The organism is Larkinella rosea (assembly GCF_003858635.1).
GTDB lineage: Bacteria > Bacteroidota > Bacteroidia > Cytophagales > Spirosomataceae > Larkinella > Larkinella rosea.
In genome coordinates, this window is the sequence record NZ_RQJO01000008.1 from 498722 (window position 1) to 515947 (window position 17226).

At 50.0% G+C, this 17226-nt stretch carries 16 protein-coding genes; 12 read left to right on the forward strand and 4 right to left on the reverse strand.

The window, feature by feature from the left end:
* Window positions 1-76 precede the first annotated feature (76 nt).
* The 7 genes from EHT25_RS10820 (at window position 77) to EHT25_RS10850 (ending at window position 9406) form a co-directional block, all read left to right on the forward strand.
* Window positions 77-1429: an ATP-binding protein gene (locus EHT25_RS10820; protein WP_124874309.1), complete on the forward strand. Its 1353-nt coding sequence runs from the start codon at window positions 77-79 to the stop codon at window positions 1427-1429.
* Between the two features lie 60 nt (window positions 1430-1489).
* Window positions 1490-1864, forward strand: coding sequence for a response regulator (locus tag EHT25_RS10825; protein WP_124874311.1), 375 nt, complete (start codon window positions 1490-1492; stop codon window positions 1862-1864).
* The gene (locus EHT25_RS10830; protein WP_124874313.1) at window positions 1861-2907 is read left to right on the forward strand and encodes an adenylate/guanylate cyclase domain-containing protein; all 1047 of its coding nucleotides are present in this window, start codon (window positions 1861-1863) and stop codon (window positions 2905-2907) included. The genes EHT25_RS10825 and EHT25_RS10830 overlap by 4 nt, the downstream gene beginning before the upstream one ends.
* Window positions 2908-3057: 150 nt before the next feature.
* A complete protein-coding gene (locus EHT25_RS10835; RefSeq protein WP_124874315.1) occupies window positions 3058-3675 on the forward strand; it encodes a TetR/AcrR family transcriptional regulator in 618 nt (205 codons plus the stop codon).
* 41 nt (window positions 3676-3716) lie between these two features.
* Window positions 3717-5102: a TolC family protein gene (locus EHT25_RS10840; RefSeq protein ID WP_124874317.1), complete on the forward strand. Its 1386-nt coding sequence runs from the start codon at window positions 3717-3719 to the stop codon at window positions 5100-5102.
* Window positions 5103-5153: 51 nt separating this feature from the next.
* The gene (locus EHT25_RS10845; RefSeq protein WP_124874319.1) at window positions 5154-6215 is read left to right on the forward strand and encodes an efflux RND transporter periplasmic adaptor subunit; all 1062 of its coding nucleotides are present in this window, start codon (window positions 5154-5156) and stop codon (window positions 6213-6215) included.
* Window positions 6216-6328: 113 nt separating this feature from the next.
* Window positions 6329-9406 carry an efflux RND transporter permease subunit gene (locus EHT25_RS10850; RefSeq protein WP_124874321.1) on the forward strand — a complete coding sequence of 1026 codons (3078 nt, stop codon included), beginning with the start codon at window positions 6329-6331 and terminating at the stop codon, window positions 9404-9406.
* A gap of 426 nt (window positions 9407-9832) precedes the next feature.
* Here EHT25_RS10850 and EHT25_RS10855 read toward each other — a convergent pair whose 3' ends face one another.
* Entirely contained in the window at window positions 9833-10432 is a 600-nt protein-coding gene (locus EHT25_RS10855) for a Crp/Fnr family transcriptional regulator (protein WP_124874323.1), read from the reverse strand.
* A 236-nt stretch (window positions 10433-10668) separates the two neighbouring features.
* Between EHT25_RS10855 and EHT25_RS10860 the strand changes: the two genes are divergently transcribed.
* The 4 genes from EHT25_RS10860 (at window position 10669) to EHT25_RS10875 (ending at window position 13955) form a co-directional block, all read left to right on the forward strand.
* Complete coding sequence (locus EHT25_RS10860) at window positions 10669-11079, forward strand: DUF2141 domain-containing protein (protein ID WP_124876076.1); 411 nt, start codon at window positions 10669-10671, stop codon at window positions 11077-11079.
* Between the two features lie 56 nt (window positions 11080-11135).
* On the forward strand, window positions 11136-12608 hold the full coding sequence (gene guaB / locus EHT25_RS10865) for an IMP dehydrogenase (protein ID WP_124874325.1): 1473 nt from the start codon (window positions 11136-11138) through the stop codon (window positions 12606-12608).
* Window positions 12609-12726: 118 nt separating this feature from the next.
* Window positions 12727-13062 carry a hypothetical protein gene (locus EHT25_RS10870; protein ID WP_124874327.1) on the forward strand — a complete coding sequence of 112 codons (336 nt, stop codon included), beginning with the start codon at window positions 12727-12729 and terminating at the stop codon, window positions 13060-13062.
* A gap of 110 nt (window positions 13063-13172) precedes the next feature.
* Entirely contained in the window at window positions 13173-13955 is a 783-nt protein-coding gene (locus EHT25_RS10875; RefSeq protein ID WP_124874329.1) for an XRE family transcriptional regulator, read from the forward strand.
* A gap of 37 nt (window positions 13956-13992) precedes the next feature.
* Here the strand turns inward: EHT25_RS10875 and EHT25_RS10880 are convergent, their stop codons facing one another.
* The 3 genes from EHT25_RS10880 to EHT25_RS10890 are packed head-to-tail and all read right to left on the reverse strand — an operon-like array spanning window position 13993 to window position 16329.
* Window positions 13993-15171, reverse strand: a complete 1179-nt coding sequence (locus EHT25_RS10880; protein ID WP_229311494.1) for a glycoside hydrolase family 18 protein — start codon at window positions 15169-15171, stop codon at window positions 13993-13995.
* A 53-nt stretch (window positions 15172-15224) separates the two neighbouring features.
* Complete coding sequence (locus EHT25_RS10885) at window positions 15225-15764, reverse strand: RBBP9/YdeN family alpha/beta hydrolase (RefSeq protein ID WP_124874331.1); 540 nt, start codon at window positions 15762-15764, stop codon at window positions 15225-15227.
* Window positions 15765-15813: 49 nt separating this feature from the next.
* Window positions 15814-16329 carry a cupin domain-containing protein gene (locus tag EHT25_RS10890; RefSeq protein WP_229311495.1) on the reverse strand — a complete coding sequence of 172 codons (516 nt, stop codon included), beginning with the start codon at window positions 16327-16329 and terminating at the stop codon, window positions 15814-15816.
* Between the two features lie 222 nt (window positions 16330-16551).
* On the opposite strand from EHT25_RS10890, the gene EHT25_RS10895 reads away from it, so the two are divergent.
* Complete coding sequence (locus EHT25_RS10895) at window positions 16552-16947, forward strand: hypothetical protein (RefSeq protein ID WP_124874335.1); 396 nt, start codon at window positions 16552-16554, stop codon at window positions 16945-16947.
* The last annotated feature ends 279 nt before the right edge of the window (window positions 16948-17226 follow it).

A 17226-nucleotide genomic window follows, 5' to 3' on the forward strand; every position in this document is an offset into this window, starting at 1 on the left:
AGTGTTGTAAGTCTACTTCGGAAAAGGTAATTTGAGGAGCCAAACCGTCCGGTGCCTCACTGCTGTCTGATTTTCTATGGAAGTAGCTTCTTTTCTGATTGTCTTTTTTATGGTTCGGTACATCCGGAACTCGCTCCAAACCGCTCAGCAGTTTCCGGAATGGGACAGAATTCTGGTGATTGTTCAATACGCGGCTTCCGGTTTGCTGGCGGCCGAGATTTTTCTCGATTCGGATTTCACCAAATGGATCTGGCACCTGATGTTGCTGGGCATGGTTGGGGCGGCTTACCTGCTCAAGGACTTCCGACCGGTTCGTAACCTCTGGCTGGCCGTTGGCCCGTACATCCTGGTCTCGTTGTTTAGCGATATCATTGCTATTTTCGATTCGGGTGTTTATAAAACCATCAAGGACATTCTTGATGTTGCCCAGATCTTTGCATTGGTGTGGCTCATCGCCACCTGGGTCAGTAGCCAGAAACAGCAGAAAGCCCTCGAAAAAGAACGAATCAAACGCTTACAGGAAGAAGAACAAGGCCGCATCATTGCGAATCAGAACGTAATGCTGGAACAACTGGTGGCCGAGCGCACCGCCGAACTCACCCGCCAGAAAGAAGAACTGGAGCAAACGCTGAGCGAACTTAAAACCACCCAGGATCAGTTGATCCAGCGCGAAAAAATGGCCTCGCTCGGGGAACTGACCGCCGGCATTGCCCACGAAATTCAGAATCCGCTCAACTTCGTCAATAATTTTTCGGAAGTATCGGTCGAACTCATCGAAGAGTTAAAGGAAGAACGCAAACGCGACGACCGGGATCTGGAACTGGAAGACGAAATTCTAGGCGACATTGCGCAAAACCTGCAGAAAATTACGCACCACGGCAAACGCGCCGACTCGATTGTGAAGGGGATGCTGCAACATTCGCGCACCAGCACCCCTCAGCAGGAACCAACCGACCTCAACAACCTCGCCGATGAATACCTCCGGCTAGCCTACCACGGATTGCGGGCCAATGATAAATCGTTCAATGCCACGCTGGTGATGGATTTCGACGACAAACTGGGGCTGGTGTCGGTGGTGGCGCAGGACATGGGGCGGGTGCTGCTCAACCTGTTTACCAACGCTTTTTATGCCACGGAAGAAAAGCGAAAAACCGGTCTGGAAGGTTACCAGCCCACGGTGCAGGTCAGCACAAAACGGACGGAAGACCATTTCATCGAAATCCGGGTGCGCGACAATGGTTGCGGGATTCCACAGGCGGTACTCAACAAAATTTACCAGCCTTTTTTTACGACCAAACCCACCGGCCAAGGTACTGGATTGGGCCTGTCGCTGAGCTACGACATTGTTACCAAAGGCCACCAGGGCGAGCTGACGGTCGATACGGAAGAGGGGAAATTTACAGAGTTCATCATCCGGTTACCTACATAAAGACCGACTTTGATTACCTTTGAATAGAGACGCATTTTTCTTTTTATAAAATCGCCCGAAATGAAAGTATTGGTTGTTGACGACGAAACCGACGTACAAGTACTCTTTGAACAGCGCTTCCGGCGCGAAATCCGGGGGGGAGAAATCCATTTCGCCTTTGCGCATTCGGGCGAGAAAGCGTTGGCCTACCTGAACGATCATGCCTCTGAATGTGTACTGATTCTGTCGGATATCAACATGCCCGGCATGAGCGGTCTGGAATTGTTGCGACTGATTAAAACCACTTACCCGGTTCCTCCGCCCGTCGTGATGATGATTACGGCCTACGGCGATTCCGCCAGCTACGATCAGGCCATGCAACTGGGAGCCGATGCGTTTCTGACGAAACCGCTCGACTTTACCAACCTGAAAGAAAAACTCAAAACCGTGTTATGAAGTCTAAAATTCTGGTCGTGGATGACGAAACCGATCTGGAACTGCTGATTCGTCAGAAGTTTCGTCGTCAAATCCGCGAACTGCAATATGAGTTTGTTTTTGCTTTTAACGGTGTTGACGCGCTGTCCAAAATTAAGGAACACCCCGACATCGATGTGGTGCTGAGTGATATTAACATGCCCGAAATGGACGGTCTGACCCTGCTGGAAAAACTCAGTGAAATCAGCCCCTTGACCAAAACCGTGATCGTGTCGGCCTACGGCGACATGACCAACATCCGGACGGCCATGAACCGGGGCGCTTTCGATTTCATTACCAAACCCGTCAATTTCGAAGACCTGGACACAACGATGCAGAAAACCATTCGGCACGTTTTGCAGCTTCGGGACACGCTGAAAGCCATCAAGGAGAACAACATTCTGCGGATGTACGTCGACGAATCGGTGCTGAATTTCATGGACCGCCGGGAGTTCGAATCGTCGCTGATGCAGAACGAAACCATTGAAGCCACGGCGGTTTTTATCGACATCTGCGGTTTTACGGCCATCACCGAACGCGAAAGCGCCGATACGGTGGTGAAACTGATCAATCTGTATTTCGACGTGATGGTGAAGGAAATCATCGCGCAGGGCGGTTTTGTCGATAAGTTTATGGGCGATGCCGTTATGGCGGTTTTTCGGGGCGAATACCACCTCGACCGCGCCATCGAAGCCGCACTGGCCGTCCGAAATCACATTGAGTCAATGGAAAAAACGCTTCCCGAAGAGGCTATTTACACGCCGAAAGTAGCCATTGGCATCAATACCGGTGAAGTGATTTCGGGAAATATCGGCTCGGCCACGCTCCGGCGGCTGGATTATACCGTCATCGGCGACGTGGTCAACACCGCCCAACGGCTGCAATCGGTCGCCCAGGAAGGCCAGATCATCATCAGCGATGCGGCCTATCACCTGGTGAAAGACTCCTTCCGCTGCGAGCCATTGGGCGAAGTATTGCTGAAAAACAAATCGAATCCGGTAGCGGTTTATGCCGTTATTGAATAGAAAACCGCTTGCCGGCTGGTTTTATTCATCCCGGTCATTCTACGTTTGGCACCCCACTTCCGACCGTTCACACAATTTTTTACGAATAAATATAAACGCTACTTGTTTACTAAACGCTGTTTAGTAGATTTGTGCCGTTAATTAATAATCATGGGAATCACCGAGCGAAAAGAGCGCGAGAAAGAGGAAATGCGGAAACTGATTCTGGAAGGAGCCCAAAAGCTATTTCTGGAGAACGGTTTCGAAAAAGTGAGCATTCGCAACATTGCCGACGCCATTGAATACAGTCCGGCCACGATTTACCTGTATTACAAGGATAAAAACGATTTGCTGTACGCCATTCACAACATCGGTTTTCAGAAAATGATCACGGAGTTTCAACCGGCGCTGAACCTGGAAGATCCCTTCGATCGGCTGGTTGAACTGGGTCGCCGGTATTTCCGGTTTGCGTTCGAAAACCCGGAATTCTTCGATCTGATGTTCATCATGACGGCCCCGATCGATGCGATGGCCTGCCGCGAGGATATCTGGGATGAGGGAAAAGCCGCCTTCGGAATACTCGTCAAATGCGTTCAGGATTGCATCGATACGGGTGTCTTTAAGACCCGGGATGCCGAGGTGGCCTCCATGATGATCTGGAGTATGGTGCACGGTAATACCGCCCTTTTTCTGCGGAAACGACTGGAAATGTTTGAGGAAAACCGCCGGAAAGAAGTGATGGAAGAAGCCTTCAACCTCTTTGTTGAAACGATCCGACGGGGGTTGTAAAAAATTTTGCATTCTAGTGAACAGTGTTAATTATATAATATATGGTCAAAAAGGTATCAGTCAGCTACTTGCTGATTCTTCTTTCCGTCCTCATTCCGCGTCTGGGTTTGGCCCAAACCGCAGAAGCCCCTTCGGCCATTCTGAACGCCTATATTCAGGAAGGCTTACAAAGTAACCTTGCACTCAGGCAGGAATCGCTGGAAATCAGTCGCGTTACGGAGTCGATTAATCAGGCGAAAGCCCTGTTTTATCCGCGGCTGACGTTCAATCCGACGTATTCACTGGCGGCTGGCGGTCGGCGGTTGCAGTTTCCGGTCGGCGATCTGCTCAACCCGGTGTATGCCACGCTGAATCAGTACATCGGTTCCGAGCGGTTTCCGACCAACATTCCGAACGTCAACGAACTGCTGGCACCCAACAATTTCCACGACACCAAAGTGAGCGTTCAGTATGCGGTTTTTAATACCGATATTCAGTATAACTATTTGATTCAAAAAGATTTACTATCTGCTCAGGAAGCGCGTAAACGCGTGGTCGAAAACGAGCTTCGTTACAACATTGCCACGGCGTATTACCAGTATTTACAAACCCTCGATGCCGTTCGGATTTACGAAAATAACCGCACGGTTTTGCGCGAACTGGCCAAGCTGAACGACAAACTGGTCAGCAACAACGTGGCGACGAAGGACGTGGTTACCTCGACGCGCTACGAAATCAGCAAAATCGATCAGCAACTGGCCGTGGCCGACAAAAACCGCCAGAGTGCCAAAGCGTATTTCAATTTTCTGCTCAACCGCGACCTCTCCGCCGACATCCTTGCGGATTCGTTGCTGACCCGGACGCTACCTGCTGCTCCGCCCGCTCTCGCTGATTTGCAACAAACCGCTTTGCAGGGCCGTCAGGAACTGAAGCAGCTCGGCGGTTCGCTGCGCGCTTCGCAAAATGCCATCAAACTGAACGAAGCCTCCATCAGGTTGCCCAACGTGTACATTGGTGGAAACGCCGGTTTTCAGGGATTTGGGTATACCTTTAGTAATCAGGCGTATGTGGTCGGGCAGGTCGGTTTGTCGTGGGATTTGTTCAAAGGCTACGAAAAACGCTCGAAAGTGCAGCAGGCTAAAATTCAGACCGAGATCGTGCAAACCCGGCTGACGGAAGTGGAAAAACAGATTCAGTTGCAGGTGGTGCAGGCGTATTATGACCTGGATGCGGCTACGGAAAGTCTGGCGGCAACGCAAAGCGGTCTGGCCAATGCCGAACAGACATTCCGGCTCATCGACAGCAAATACCGCAACGGCCAGGCACTGCTGGTGGAATACCTGCGCTTCCAGAACGACCGGCAAACGGCGCAGATTCAGCAGGTGCTGACGCGCTACGATGTGCTCACGAAACGGGCCGCGCTCGACCGGGCGACGGCTATTCAGTAAAATATACCTCCATTTATCCACTAACGCATTGGTATTTAATTCACTACTACAATGAAAGCGATTCAATTTATACTGATTTTCCTGCTGACCGGCGGAATGTGGGCCTGCGGAACCAAAGCCGAAGATAGCCGTGAAAAAAAACCGGTGGGACAAACGGACGACACCTCGATTCCGGTCAAACTGACCAAGGTCGAATCGGTGGTTCGCTCGGAGCCGGTCGTGGCATCGGGGCTGGTGTCGTCGTCGGAAGAAGCAAAACTGTCGTTTAAAATTGGCGGTATTGTTGAAAAAATATACGTTGATGAAGGAAAGACCGTTCGGAAAGGGCAAGTGCTGGCCACGCTGAATTTGACCGAAATCAACGCGCAGGTGAGCCAGGCACAGTTGGCCAACGAAAAAGCCGAACGGGATCTCAACCGGGTTAAAGCGCTCTATGCCGACACGGCGGCCACGCTCGAACAGTTGCAGAATGCCACCACGGGCCACAACGTCGCGAAGCAGAACCTGACTATTGCGCAGTTCAACCAGAATTATGCCCAAATCCGGTCGACGGTGGACGGAACCGTGACGCGCAAGTTCCTGAACGAAGGCGAATTTACATCGGCGGGCGCACCCGCTTTTATGATTTCGTCGACCCGGAAAAACGATTGGGTTGTTCGGGTAGGCGTAGCCGATAAAGACTGGGCCCGGCTGAACGTGGGCAACCGCGCCACCATCACGCTGGATGCCTATCCCGACAAAACGTTTACGGGTACGGTTAGCGAAATGGCACAGGCCGCCGACCCGGCGAATAAGCTGTATGAAGTAGAGATTCGGATCAACCCCGGAGCGGTTAAATTCGCGCCCGGTTTATTTGCCAAAGTGAGCCTGCTACCCGCCCAAAGCCGCAGTTACGCCCTGGTGCCGATTGAAGCCATTGTGGAAGGAAACGGCAAAGACGGTTTTGTGTTTGTCCTGACCGACGACCAGAAGCACGTCCGAAAAACCCCGGTCCAGATCGGCTTCATCGACAACGACAAAGTGCTGCTAACGAATGGTTTAGCGGGTATCTCAGAGGTTGTCACCGCCGGATCTGCCTACCTGACTGAAACGTCAACCGTCATTCTCAAATAACCCCTCTGATAGCCCCTGATTTCCTCTGATAAACTCTGTGATATAATTTAAACTGTTGTTACACAGAGTTTATCAGAGAAAATCAGGGGTTATCGGAGAAAATGCTTCAAATCATGAACTTATCCGAATTTTCCGTCAAGAACTGGCAGTTTATGCTGGTCGTGTTCATCGCCGTGGTGGCGCTGGGCGTCAATTCGCTGTTCAACATGCCGCGGGGGGAAGATCCCGAGTTTACGGCGCCTTCCTTTGCCGTCGTGATCGTATATCCGGGTACCGACGCACAGGACATGGAAGAACTGGTCGTTGATCCGGCCGAAGCCCGCTTCAATGCCCTGGACGACATCAGCCACGTCATTACCACCATCGACGACGGCCTGGCGGTTTTGCGCGTGGAATATGATTACAGCACCGACCCCGACGAAAAATACCAGGAAATGGTGCGGGAAGTCAACGCACTCCGGGCGCAATTGCCACCGGATATTTTCAACATCGAAATCAAGAAATTCTCACCAACGGATGTCAGCATTGTGCAGGTAGCGTTGCAGTCGGAAGTGGCTTCGAACAAGGAATTGGGCGACTACGCCGATGAGCTGAAAGAACGTCTGGAGAAAGTCAAAAGCCTGAAAGGCGTGGAAGACTGGGGGTATCCGGCCAGTACGGTTCGGATTTCGCTGAACATTGAAAAAATGGCGCAGGAAGGCATTCCGGTCAACCGGCTGGTGGGCGCTTTACAGGCCGAAAACCTGAATATTCCGGGAGGAAGTCTGCAGGCCGGAACGCGCAAATTCAACGTCAAAACCAGCGGAGATTACCAAACGCTGGACGAAATCCGGAACACCGTCGTGTCGACCAACGGTCAGAAAATCATTCACTTACGTGACATTGCCGAAGTCGATTTCAACTACGAAGACGAAACCCACATCACCCGTTTGAACGGTCACCGGGCGGTGTTGGTAACGGCGGGTCAGAAACTGGGCGAAAACATCGCCAAGGTCGGCGAGCAACTGAACCCGGTTATTGAGAATTTTGCCAAAACGCTGCCGCCCCACATCAAACTGGTCAAAAACTTCGATCAGGCTGCCAGCGTCAATGCCCGGCTAAGCCGGTTTGCCAAAGATTTCGGGATTGCCATTTTGCTGGTGGCGCTGACACTTTTACCCCTCGGCATCCGGGCGGCCATCGTCGTCATGATTTCCATTCCGCTCTCGCTGTCGATTGGCCTTTCACTACTGAATATGTTCGGGTTCAGTATCAATCAGTTAAGTATTGTAGGATTGATTGTTGCGCTGGGTATTCTGGTCGATGACTCGATTGTGGTAGTCGAAAACATCGAGCGGTATTTGCGGGACGGTTTTTCGAAACGGGACGCGGCCATCCGGGCGACCAAGCAGATTACGCTGGCCGTGATTGGCTGTACGGTTACGCTGATTCTGGCCTTTCTGCCGCTGATGTTCCTGCCCGAAGCCTCCGGTGATTTTATCCGCTCGCTGCCCACGGCCGTGGTGACTACCATTCTGGCGTCGTTGCTGGTTTCGCTGACCATCGTTCCGTTCCTCTCGAGCCGGATTTTGAAAGAAGAACACAGTCCCGAAGGCAACATTTTCATGCGGGCACTGAAAAAAGTCATCAGTGGGTCGTATAGTAAATTGTTGCACAGTGCTTTACGTCATCCAGTTTTTACGCTGTTGGGTGCACTGGCCATCTTCGGCGGAGCGCTGGCGCTGGTACCCAAAGTGGGCTTTGCGCTGTTTCCGGCGTCCGAAAAACCGCAGTTTCTAATCAACATCGAAACGCCGGAAGGAACCGGTTTGCAGGAAACGAACCGCGTGGCCCGCTACGTAGAAAGTCAGCTGGGGCAGGAACCGGACGTAAAGTATTTCACGACCAATGTCGGTAAGGGAAATCCCCGGATTTACTATAACATCATTCAGCGGAATGAAGCGACCAATTTCTCGCAGTTCTTTGTGCAGCTTCACGATATGCCGCCCGCCCAGAAACGCCAGCTCATTGACCAAATGCGGGATAAGTTTAAATACTATCCCAACGCCAAGATTGAAGTCAAGGATTTTGAACAGGGGCCCGATCAGGAAGCCCCGGTGGCCATCCGGGTGTTCGGCGAAAATCTGGATACGCTGCGAACAGTGGCTGCCAATGTGGAGAAAGTACTGAAAACCACCCCCGGTTTGATTTACATCAATAATCCGCTGGCGACCCGTAAAACCGATCTGCGCGTCAAAATCAACAAGGAAAAAGCCGGGATGCTCGGGATGTCGGTTGCCGACATCAACCGCACGATCCGCCTGGCGATTGCCGGTTTGAACGTGGGCGTTTACAAAGACCTCGACGGCGACGATTACCTGATTAACGTAACGCTGCCCAAGGGCAAAGTTGCCGATCTGCGAGTGCTTAACAACCTGTATGTCAACACCCAGACGGGGAGTTCGGTGCCGCTTCGTCAGATTGCCGATCTGCAATTCGAAACCTCGACCAACCAGATCCGGCACTACGACAAGGATCGGTACGTGACAGTTACCGGTTTTGTAAAGAGCGGTTATCTCGTTGATAATGTGTACAATGAAGTGATTCAGAAGCTCGATGCGCTAAAATTTCCGGCCGATTTTCATTACAAGGCGGCCGGAGAACTGGAAAGCCGGGAGAAATCGTTCGGCGGTTTAGGCACCATTATTCTGATTACGGTTTTCGGTTTTCTGGCCGTGTTGATTCTGGAATTCGGTACGTTCAAAAGCACATTGATCGTGTTGTCGGTGATCCCGTTGGGCATTATTGGCGCCATTGCCGCACTCCTGTTGTCCGGAAACCCATTCTCGTTTGTCGCCGTAATCGGTTTGATTGCATTGATCGGAATTGAGGTTAAGAACTCGATTCTGCTGGTCGATTTTACCAACCAGCTCCGGGCGGGCGGGATGCCGCTGGTAGAGGCCATTGAGCAGGCCGGTGAAATCCGGTTTGTCCCCATCGTCCTGACTTCCCTAACGGCCATCGGTGGCCTGATTCCGCTGGCGATTGAAGGAAATCCGCTGTACTCGCCCCTGGCGCTGGTGCTGATTGGTGGTCTGATCAGTTCGACCTTATTATCCCGAATCGTTACACCGGTTTTGTATAAATTACTCCCGCCCCGTGTCGAAGCAAAAGTTCCAACGAATGAAAGCGAACCCGAGTTAATTGCCTAAAGAAAAACCGGGTGTCACGAATTTTAGTAAGTTATAAAAGGCTAAAACAGTAAAATAGAAGTTTACTGTTTTAGCCTTTTAGCGTATATTATATTTATTAAAAGTTTGCTTTTGTAAAAATAGATTTCAATAAATGGTATTGTAGTAGAAAAAATATGAAAATATTATTGCGTTTCTATTGCGGTTTAATAAACTTTTGCCAATATTTGTCTTGTTCATTTAAATGAATTAATACACAAAAATAAAGGCTATCACCAGAGGTAATAGCCTTTACAGTACTTGTAGTTATCTTTATGACACCTGAATTAAACCAAATAGAGATTTTTTTAATTGGTTTAACTTAAGTTCAACAATATTAATGCATTTATCTGGAAAAAAAGTTGCTATAAAGCAATTTTATGGTTACCAATAAATCATTTTTGAATACTAATTCAGTAATTCTACTTTTATTTTCTGGCCTCTTAACCGACTCAGTGTAAAACGGGATAAGCCGAGATACGACGCGATGTGTTTCAATGGCGTTCTGGCACAGATATCGGGATATTGCTGACAAAACCGGTAATACCTTTCTTCCGCATTAAGCATTCTCAAAGAACGAATCCGCTCATCGAAGATAACAAGGTATTTTTCGCACATGACTCTTCCAATCATATTCGTAATTGGATGTTTATAATAAAGGCGTTGTAAATCCGGATAGGTTATGAAAAGGAGATGTGAATCTTCGAGTAATTCGATGTATTCGGAAGAGGTTTCCTGCTTAAAAAAACTATACGTCGATAAAGCCATATCACCCTCTGCCGCAATCCAGGAGGTTACTTCTTTCCCATCAACGTAGTAGTAACTTCGTACCAATCCCTCACCAATATAAAATAATTTATCGGCCACTTCGCCCATTGATACCAAACGAGCCCCTTTGGGTAACTTTTGAACGATTAAATATTGGCGGATCAGCCTTACTATTTCTTCATTTATCGGACAACATTCAAGTAATGATGCCAAGAATTGGGCGTAAAATTTTTCTTCCATGATTCAGGTACCTGCTACTGAATAGTATTTGCTTGTTGCAGAAATAGACGTAATTCAAGACAGTAAGTCACACGTTTAATAAGAAAAATAATATCACGGCCAATTTTAAGCGCTTCTGCGGTTTTGCAAAGACATTATATTCGACTATAGGTTACAACTACTTTTTAATTTTTATCAGAAATTAAACAATACTTTACATTTGCGGTTTATTGTGTCAATTAAGCTTTCCCATGCGCATGCTGCTATTCTTTGCTTTGCCCTTCTTTATGTTTACGCCCGCGCCCGTTCAAACCAGGCTGAATGTCACGATTGAAAATATCAAAAAGCCAGCCGGCCAGATCCGGATTGGTCTTTACAAACCCTGCCGCAACTTTCCCACGGGTTGTCAGCCCATCGTGAGCAAGGTCATCGACGCAACCGGCAGCCAGGCACAGGTGGCTTTTAGCGTGGAAGCGGGCGAGTATGCGGTTGCACTTTTCCACGATGTAAACGGAAACGGAAAGCTGGATAAAAAACTATTTGGCATCCCCGCTGAACCGTATGGATTCAGCAATAATTACCATCCACGCGTTTCGGGGCCGGTTTTTGACGATTGCCGGGTGCATGTCGATGCCGCCGAAAAAACGATTTCAATAAAATTAATCTGAGTTCAGAAGTTTTTTTGTAACTTTACCCGGCAAATAACATATCCTGCTTATTTGCCATGAGCTTAGACTCCTCAAAATTCCTCTACGAAGCGCTTACTTACGACGACGTTCTTCTTTTGCCTGCTTTTTCGGAGGTTCTCCCCCGCGATACACAGACAACCACCCAATTGACCCGTAACATCCGGCTGAATATTCCGTTGATTTCGGCAGCAATGGACACCGTTACCGAATCCGAACTCGCCATCGCAATGGCGCAGGAAGGGGGGATTGGGATCATTCACAAAAACATGAGCATCGAACTGCAGGCGGAGCAGGTTCGGAAAGTCAAACGCTCGGAAAGCGGAATGATCATCGACCCGATTACGCTGACGGAGGGTGCTACCCTGGCCGACGCCCACCAGATCATGCGGGAATCCAAAATTGGCGGCATTCCGGTGGTCGATACGTCCAATAAACTGATCGGAATTCTGACCAACCGTGATCTGCGTTTCCAGACCGAACTCTCGAAGCCCGTCACGGACATTATGACCCGGACGAACCTGATTACGGCCCGCGAGCGCATTACGCTCGAAGAAGCCGAAAGCATTCTACAACAGTATAAAATCGAAAAACTGCCGATCATTGATGCCGACAATCACCTGGTTGGACTGATTACCTATAAAGATATCCTGAAGAAGAAAAACCATCCCAATGCCTGTAAGGACGAACTGGGACGATTGCGCGTCGGGGCTGCCGTGGGCGTTACGCACGACCTGCACCGCCGGATCGAAGCCTTGGTGAAAGCAGGGGTAGACGTGATTAGTGTAGATACTGCACACGGTCATTCTCAGGGTGTTATCGACGCCGTTAAAGGTATTAAAGAACGGTTTCCGAAACTGGAAGTCATTGCCGGAAACGTGGCCACGGGCGAAGGCGCGAAGGCCCTGGCCGACGCCGGAGCTGATGCCGTAAAAGTAGGTGTCGGACCGGGCAGTATCTGTACCACCCGGATCATTGCCGGGATCGGAATGCCGCAATTAACGGCGGTTTATGAATCCGCCAAGGCGTTGAAAGGCACGGGCGTTCCGGTAATTGCCGACGGTGGTATCCGCTTTTCGGGCGACATCACCAAAGCCATTGCCGGTGGTGCCTATACGGTAATGGTCGGTTCGCTGCTGGCCGGGACCGAAGAAGCCCCGGGCGAAGTGGTGTTGTACGAAGGTCGCCGGTTTAAAACCTATCGCGGTATGGGCTCGGTCGAGGCCATGGAGGAGGGGTCGAAAGACCGGTATTTCCAGGATGCCGAAGACGATATCAAAAAACTCGTGCCGGAAGGGATCGTGGGCCGGGTGCCCATCAAAGGGCGGGTCGCCGAGATCATTTACCAATTGGTTGGCGGTTTGAAGGCGGGTATGGGCTATTGTGGTGCCAAAGACATCGAAACGCTGCACGACGCGAAGTTTGTCAAAATCACGTCGGCTGGTGTGCGCGAAAGCCATCCGCACGACATCCAAATTCAGAAAGAAGCACCGAATTATTCGTCGCGCTAAAACCGTGCGCACCCACGGACCGGCGGGCGTTCCCGTTTAGCCCGTGGGTGCGTATAAATTTGTGAAATATTACTCCGCAGTTTTTCAAGGCAGACAATAAAAACCGGGTTTGCCCGTTATGAGAAAACAATCGCAGACGATCTACGAAGTTACCATTCAGTACATCGGTTCCCTCACTGCGCTTCGCCAGCGCGAACCTTTCGTTGTTTTCTTTTCCAACCTGAAAAAAGCCGTTGAAACCATCATCGGACAACTGGCTTTGAATGGCTGGCCGATCAAAGTAAACTACACGGCAGTTTACCGGAGTTTGAAGCAACGCGGTAGTTATCAGTGTGATTTCGACGTCGCCGGGGCCAAAGTGTTCCGCATCCGGATTATCCCCCAGATCCTGAACCCGGTTTTGACCACCATGGGAATCGACGAGAAACCCGCCGAGCCGACGCGCAAGAAATAAACGGCGGCTGGTTTGAAATCGCAGGGGCAAATCTTGAAAAAGGATTGCCGCATTTTTGTATTCTAAAATAGAATTCCGACATTTCTGACCTATGCTTAAAACTCCGGCAGATGCTAGCCAAAAACTTAACCGATTTGCGGAAAGAAAAGAAGCTAACGCAACTAACGGTTGCCAACGCTGTCGGTATTAGCCGATCTACCTATGCCGACTACGAAAAAGGAAAGTCGGAACCCGGTGCCAGCGTTTTGATTAAACTGGCTACTTATTTCAATGTAAAGGCCGACGAACTGGTGAGTGGGTTGGTGCCGCTGCCGTTGTTCCGACAACCCCGCCAGACACCTCGTTTACTGGACGACGTTCGCGTATTGCCCATCACGGTTGATAGCCAGCAACGTGAAAACATTCAGTATGTACCCCATGCTGCGGTGGCGGGCTATTTGAGCGAGCATAACCAGCCGGAATTCATCGGGCGATTGCCCCATTTTCGGTTACCCAAACTCACCAAAGGCTCCTACCGGGCGTTCGATATTCAGGGCGACTCCATGCCTCCGCTCCACAACGGATATGTCTTGATCGGCCGGTTTGTGGAGCACGAACGCGATCTGAAAAGCGGAAACCGCTACGTTCTTGTCGTCAAAAATCAGGGAATTGTTTTTAAAAAGGTGATTCGTACCGAGAAAAAGTCGGGGCGGGAAACCGGTTCTCCGTTGATTCTGGTGTCGGACAATCCCGAATTTCTGCCCTATACGGTGGACCTGGCCGATGTGCTGGAAGCCTGGGAAATGGTGTCATTCATCGGCTACCCGGATGTTTATCAGGATGCAACCCATTTGCTGAACGATCGACTGCAGGTAATCGAACAGAAATTGAACCAATTGGCAACGCCGGATTGACGACCGGTTTTCCGATGACTACATAGTCAGTTAAGGCTTATTTCGCTAATTCACGAACGAGCACATCCAGTAGCTTATCTTCCTTTAAATCAAGTGTATATTCCCAGAACATCGCGCCCGCCAGCCCTTTGGATTTGACGTAGTCGATTTTATGAACCATCGACTCTTTATCGGCGTAGGAAATGAACGTACGGCTTTCCGGGTTCCAGAGATAGGGCGCTTTGGCTTTGTCGTCCCAATACCTCTTGTAACCGTTTTTATTGATGTAATTGGCCGCCAGATCGTAGTAATTCGGGCTCAGGTGCTTGCCGGAAGAGGGCTGAAACAGTCCGTTATTCACCGGATTGACGGCCGTCCAGCCGCGCCCGTAAAAAGGCAATCCCAGCACAATTTTGCTGGCCGGAACCCCGGCTTTGATGTGACCATTAACGGCATCATCAGAACTATTACGCGACCGGTCGCTCAGCGCCGATTGATACAGCGGGCTGTGGTGACCGGTTTTTTTATCATTCCCGTGGTAAAGGTCATACGTCATGATGTTAACGAAATCAAGGTATTTTTGCGCGTTGCCGAGTTCGGTATGATGCACAAAAGCCGTGTCGCCCCCGGTGGCGGCTGTCAGCAAATAATGTCGGGATTTGGGGCGGTTATCCTTTTGACCCTGCGCATCCAGCTGCGCCCGTAACTCTTTGAGCAACAGCGTAAAGTTTTGCTTGTCTACCGGCCGGAAAATGTTGTTTTCGCCGATCTGATCGGGATATTCCCAGTCGATATCAACGCCGTCGAGTTTGTGTTTTTTAAGAAACGAAACCGCACTGTTGGCGAATTTCCTGCGCGACGCATCCGTCAGCGACGCATCGGAAAAATACCGGCAACCACCCCATCCACCGATCGAAATCAGAATCTGGAGATCCTTGTTAAGGGCTTTCAGCGAATTCAGCGTTGCCAGATTGACCGAATCCCGCGCCCGGATCGGGGCCAGTTCACCGTTTTCGGCCGGAACCGCGAAGGCGTAATTAATGTGCGTCAGCTTTTGGGCTTCAATATCGCTTTTCTTCCAGCCGCCACTGCCGACGTAACCGATCAGAACGTATTTTTTAGGTTTCGATTGACCTGAAACCGGTTTTGAAACGAAGAGAAACGGGCAGAGAACGGAAACAAAAAGTAAACTAAAAAGCGGTTTTTTCATCATCTGGTTGATCAGTGCATGCCGCAAAGATGCGCAAAAAACGGCAATGATGAAACGAGTTGAAACGGTCAGAAAACCGGCTACGACTCCAATTCCTGCAGCAACAGCAAACCTTCCGACCACTCCGTATGCCCGGAATTGACGTTGATATGACCAGCCGCACCGATGTTGACCAATTTACTGCCCCAGCTTTGGGCAAAGAAAGTAGCCCGATCCAGCGTAACGTAAAAATCGTTGGTGCTGGCGACAACAATGGAAGGAAAAGGAAGTTTTAGCAGCGGAATGGGCGCAAAACCGGTTGTTCCCGGCGGATACGATTCGGCTTCCGTATCGCTCGGTCCCACCAGCAAAGCGCCTTTGATGGGGCGGTTGAAAGTCTGCGCCCAATACGCAATGGTGGAGCAGGCTAGACTATGACCCACCAGCAGAACATTGGCCGGGTCATCAGCCATCACCGCCCGATCGATCTGCATTATCCAGTCTTCACAAACCGGCGTATCCCAGTCTTTCTGATGAATGCGTTCAAAATCAGGATACTGGCGTTCCCAACTGCTTTGCCAATGTTGCTCACCGGAATTACCCAAACCGGGAATGATCAGGACTCTGGATGTAAAATTCATAGCAGATGAGTGGATGATGGGTTTATCCGATAAATCCAAAATCGGCCAACTAGTTCCACAACCGAACCAATCCGCCGTCTTTTCCTAAAAAGGGGTCGGTTTTCGGCATCGGCACTGCTGCGATGTTTTGGTCGGCCTGCGGTCGATCCCCCGGTTTTCCGCGCAGAACATCATAACTCCGACCATCGGGATACGCACCCACCACTCCAAAATCGGCCGATGCTTCCAGTTTTTTGTGTCCGACGCCGGCGGGAATCACCATAATATCACCGGCCTTTACGCGAACTTTCTGCCCTTTTTCACCACCCAGGTGCAGTACCGCCGATCCGCTATAAACGCCCAGGACTTCGTGAGAGGTGCTGTGATAATGGTGGTAGGAAAAGACCCCGTTGCGCCAGGAGTTGGTCCAGTTATTGACCGAAAACCGCTGCTCAAGCCAGGACGCCCCCTCCGAGCCGGTTTCCGGGAAAACATCCCGGTAAAGAAGCAGTGGAAAGCGGCTGTTGGGTATCAGGCCATCGTCTTTAAAATAAAGCATTTCCGGTTGCGGTTTTGTCGAAATCATGCCGATAAAAGTTAGTGAAATGGCTGCGCCATGGAGTAAAAGGGATTTGTTTACATTCATATTCAAAGACAACTATGCGCTAAAGCCGTTTCGATGTCTTTTAAGCTCGTATTTTAATTAATTGATAGTTAGGTAATTAATCCGGGATTGAAACCGCTCTATTGGTTTTATAAACCAGTCGGCATCAAATGAGTTTATCAATCAATCAATAAACTTTTGTTCATGAAAGGATTCGTCATACTAATGTCGTGGCTGCTGATGAGCGTGTCGGCCCCGGCGCAAACCAAGCCTACACCGCCCGCGGTTGTCACAGCCATTGAAGGAATAACCGGGAAGCATTTTTTACCCGATACGGCTTTTGCGGCCTTGTCGGAGGAAGACGTTGCCTTGCTGGCGAAGGAGCCCGTGGCCAATTGGGGGTTGCCCCAGGCGGCCGAAAAGGAAATGACGTATTACAATCTGGTCGTTGGCACGCGTTCGTACCAGCTGATTATTCTTAAAGCGCCGAAAGCGGCTTTTCCAACGGCGACACTCCTGCGGTTTACCGATCCTAAAGCAAAACCGGAACCCATCGCGCGCGGAACGCTGAAGCCCAAAGGCGAAGAAAAGCCAAAATAAGCCCAAAAAGAAAGCCAGACGACCTAAGTCACCTGGCTTCTGATTTCACCCGATGGGTAAGGATACTTCACGCTTCCGTCAATATCCTTACTTCGAGCGAATTATGTATGTATAACGACCGCAGGGGGCGAATTGTTTTGACTTTGAAAAATAGCAGCAAAATTTTTCAACTTTTTTAGGTTCGTAAGTGCCTGATTCGGTGGCCAAATTGCGTCTGGTTATCGGGAATGGGCGTATACAATATGGATGCTCTTTCTGAAAAATAGTAATATTGTCTCC